This window comes from Mesorhizobium sp. M7A.F.Ca.CA.002.05.1.1 (genome assembly GCF_003998335.1).
Lineage (GTDB): Bacteria > Pseudomonadota > Alphaproteobacteria > Rhizobiales > Rhizobiaceae > Mesorhizobium.
Genome location: NZ_RZQI01000685.1, coordinates 1 through 3,283, shown reverse-complemented (window position 1 = coordinate 3,283; position 3,283 = coordinate 1). Strand labels below are relative to the sequence as shown.

At 62.3% G+C, this 3,283-nt stretch carries 6 protein-coding genes; 2 read left to right on the top strand and 4 right to left on the bottom strand.

Annotated elements, in window-relative coordinates:
* A partial coding sequence (locus EN939_RS26615) for a pseudouridine-5'-phosphate glycosidase (protein ID WP_164751237.1) occupies positions 1 to 600 on the top strand: 600 nt, incomplete at its 5' end.
* Between the two features lie 187 nt (positions 601 to 787).
* Here EN939_RS26615 and EN939_RS26610 read toward each other — a convergent pair.
* Positions 788 to 1,111 (bottom strand): TfoX/Sxy family protein, encoded by a 324-nt coding sequence (locus tag EN939_RS26610; protein ID WP_127270731.1) that lies wholly within the window; start codon positions 1,109 to 1,111, stop codon positions 788 to 790.
* 90 nt (positions 1,112 to 1,201) lie between these two features.
* On the opposite strand from EN939_RS26610, the gene EN939_RS26605 reads away from it, so the two are divergent.
* Positions 1,202 to 1,699, top strand: coding sequence for a GFA family protein (locus EN939_RS26605; protein WP_127270730.1), 498 nt, complete (start codon positions 1,202 to 1,204; stop codon positions 1,697 to 1,699).
* Positions 1,700 to 1,722: 23 nt separating this feature from the next.
* Here the strand turns inward: EN939_RS26605 and sufA are convergent, their stop codons facing one another.
* The 3 genes from sufA to EN939_RS26590 form a co-directional block, all read right to left on the bottom strand.
* A complete protein-coding gene (gene sufA / locus EN939_RS26600) occupies positions 1,723 to 2,103 on the bottom strand; it encodes a Fe-S cluster assembly scaffold SufA (protein ID WP_013532156.1) in 381 nt (126 codons plus the stop codon).
* A 100-nt stretch (positions 2,104 to 2,203) separates the two neighbouring features.
* Positions 2,204 to 2,596 (bottom strand): SUF system Fe-S cluster assembly protein, encoded by a 393-nt coding sequence (locus EN939_RS26595; protein ID WP_127270728.1) that lies wholly within the window; start codon positions 2,594 to 2,596, stop codon positions 2,204 to 2,206.
* 21 nt (positions 2,597 to 2,617) lie between these two features.
* Positions 2,618 to 3,283: aminotransferase class V-fold PLP-dependent enzyme (locus EN939_RS26590; protein ID WP_127270726.1), on the bottom strand; the 666-nt coding region annotated here is incomplete at its 5' end.

The following is a 3,283-nucleotide window of genomic DNA, read 5'->3' as shown; positions in this document are numbered from 1 at the left end:
GGTGGCACCACGGTCGCCGCCACGATGATCGCGGCGCATATGGTCGGCATAAAAGTGTTCGCCACCGGCGGCATCGGCGGCGTGCACAAGGGCGCCGAAAAGAGTTTTGACATTTCCGCCGATCTCGACGAGCTGGCGCGCACGCCGGTCATCGTCGTCTCGGCCGGCGCCAAGGCCATTCTCGACATCGAAAAGACGCTGGAAGTGCTGGAGACGCGCGGCGTGCCGGTGGTCGGCCTTGGCTGCGAGACGATGCCGGCCTTCTGGTCCAGGCATTCGCCGTTCCGCGCGCCGCTGACCTTGCACGAGCCGGAAGAGATCGCGCATTTCTACCAGACGAGGGCAGCGCTGGGGCTCGCCGGTGGCATGCTGATTGCCAATCCGGTGCCGGAAAACCACGAAATCCCGGCTGAGGAGATGGCCGGCTATATCGAGGCCGCGCAGAAGGCCGCCGAGGCGCTCAACGTGACCGGCAAGGCGGTGACGCCGTTCCTGCTGGGAAAGATTCTCGAACTGACTGGCGGCAGGAGCCTGAAGACGAACATCGCGCTGGTCGAGAATAATGCGCGGCTGGCGGCGAGGATTGCGAAGGCGCTTTAGGGTCACGCAGCGAAGGTTCCCCCTCACCCGGATTCCCAAGACCGAATTGCAAAGAACAGTTCGGGGCAATCCGACCTCTCCCCGAGGGGAGAGGAGCTTGCAGCGCCGACGTCGACCTCTTCTCCCCTCGGGGAGAAGGTGGCCGCGAAGCGGACGGATGAGGGGGTGGCCTCGCGCTTGCGGGAATCTACTTCCCCGCCCGTCGCCCCGCCTCATAGGCCCGGCGTGCCCAGATCGTCATCTCGTCGGGATCATCGAAAGCGCTGTCTGGAACGCTCCAGTAGGGCATGGCGACCAGCTTGCCGTGGCGCGAGCCGGTATAGGTCCATTGCGTGCAGCCGGCGGCCTCGAACTCGGGCACGCTTTGCTCGTCGGCCTTCAACAGCAATTCGCCACGCAGCACGATGGCGACGATGACACCGTCGAAATAGATGCCCTTGCCGCCGAACAGTTTTCGGATGCTGACCGGGCCGAGGCCTTCGAACAGTTCGGCGATGCGTTCATTGTCCATGCCGCGATCATGTCACCGGCGTTTGGCCTTGTCATCGCCGCAACCAAAATCATGCTGACAGGTTGTGTGAGGTCGATCGGAGTTCCCGCTATGCCCGTGCTGCTCAAAGGCTCCTGCCGCTGCAATGCCGTCCGTTTCGAGGTGGAGAGCCACACGCCGGCGCCATTCATGCTGTGCTACTGCTCGATCTGCCGCAAGCAGCAGGGCGGCGGCGGGTTTGCCATCAATCTCGGTGCCGACAACGAAACACTGAACATCAGGGGCAAGCGCAGCCTCGGCGTCTTTCGGGCGGAGATCGAGGACGACGAGCATCCGCATTGCGAAATCTCGACCGGCGAGCGCAATTTCTGCAAGAAATGTGGATCAGCCCTTTGGCTCTACGACCCGACATGGCCGGAGCTGGTGCATCCCTTCGCTTCGGCGATCGACAGCGATTTACCCATTCCGCCAAGCAAGGTGCACCTCATGCTGAAATACAAGGCGAACTGGGTGGAGCCGGTGGTTGGCAAGCATGACAAGGTCTTCGACGTCTATCCCGAGGAATCGATCGCCGACTGGCACAAGCGCACGGGCATGTGGGTGGATTAGCCCCGTAAACGGGCGAAGGAGGGTCAGGCGGAGGCGCGTGCCTCTGCCAGCGCCTTCAGGTCGGCCGGCTTCAGTTCGACGGATTCGCCGCAGCCGCAGGCCGAACTCTGGTTCGGATTGTGGAAGGTGAAGCCGGTGCGCAGCGTCGTCTGCTCGAAATCCATCTCGGTGCCGAACAGGAATAGCGCTGCCTCGGGCGCCACATAGACATGCGCGCCGTCGCGCTCGATATGGTCGTCCTTGGTATTGGGCTCGGTCACCAGATCGACCGTATATTCCATGCCCGCGCAGCCGCCCTTCTTGATGCCGAGGCGGATGCCGTGCGCATTGTCACGCGTGGCGACAATCTCGCGCACCCGGTCGGCGGCCTTTTCGGTCATCGTGATGACGGCAAAGCGTCCCATTCTTTTTCCTTCCATTCCATGCAGGTTCAAGGCCTGCCGAATGATTCCTCACCTAAAATGGTGAAGTTTTACCCCTGGCGCAAGTATGCCAGGCCCAACGCTAGTACCAACCCACCGCGACCTGCGCCTCTTCCGACATGCGGTCGGCCGACCACGGCGGGTCGAAGGTCATGTTGACCTCGACGCCGGACACGCCTTCGACGGCGCCGACGGCATTTTCGACCCAGCCGGGCATTTCGCCGGCGACAGGGCAGCCCGGAGCGGTCAGCGTCATGTCGATCTTGACCGAGCGATTGTCCTCGATGTCGATCTTGTAGATCAGGCCGAGCTCGTAGATATCGGCCGGGATTTCCGGATCGTAGACCGTCTTCAGCGCCGAGACGATGTCGTCGGTCAGCCGCGCCAGTTCGTCGGCTGGAATGGCTGATCCCGAAACCAGCGTATTGGGCGCGGTTTCCGGAGTGGTCTCGGCAGCGATGCTTGCATCATCCATGGTCGTCACCCAAAAAACTCGTCATCCGAAGAATTTGCGCGCTTTTTCAAGCGCCTCGGCCAAAGCGTCGACTTCGGCCCTGGTATTATACATGCCGAACGATGCCCTGCATGTGGAGGTTACGCCGAAGCGTTTCAACAGCGGCTGGGCGCAATGCGTGCCCGCCCGCACCGCAACGCCCTGCCTGTCTATCACCATCGACACGTCATGCGCATGAATGCCTTGCAGTTCGAACGAGATGATGGCGCCCTTGCCGGGCGCATCACCGAAGATGCGCAGCGAATTGATGGAGCGCAGCCGCTCATGCGCGTAGTTCTTGAGGTCTTCCTCATGGGCGGCAATGCGCTCGCGGCCGATCGTTTCCATATAGTCGAGCGCGGCACCCAGCCCGATCGCCTGGACGATCGGCGGCGTGCCGGCCTCGAAGCGGTGCGGCGGCTCGTTGTAGGTGACGATGTCTTCCGTCACCTCCTCGATCATCTCGCCGCCGCCCATGAAGGGCCGCATGCCAGCGAGAATGTCCTTCTTGCCGTAGAGCACGCCGATGCCCGACGGGCCATAAACCTTGTGCCCGGTGAAGACGAAAAAGTCGCAGTCGAGATCCTGCACGTCGATAGGCATATGCACGGCGCTCTGACTGCCGTCGACCAGCACCGGAATTCCGCGCGAATGCGAAATGCGCACGAT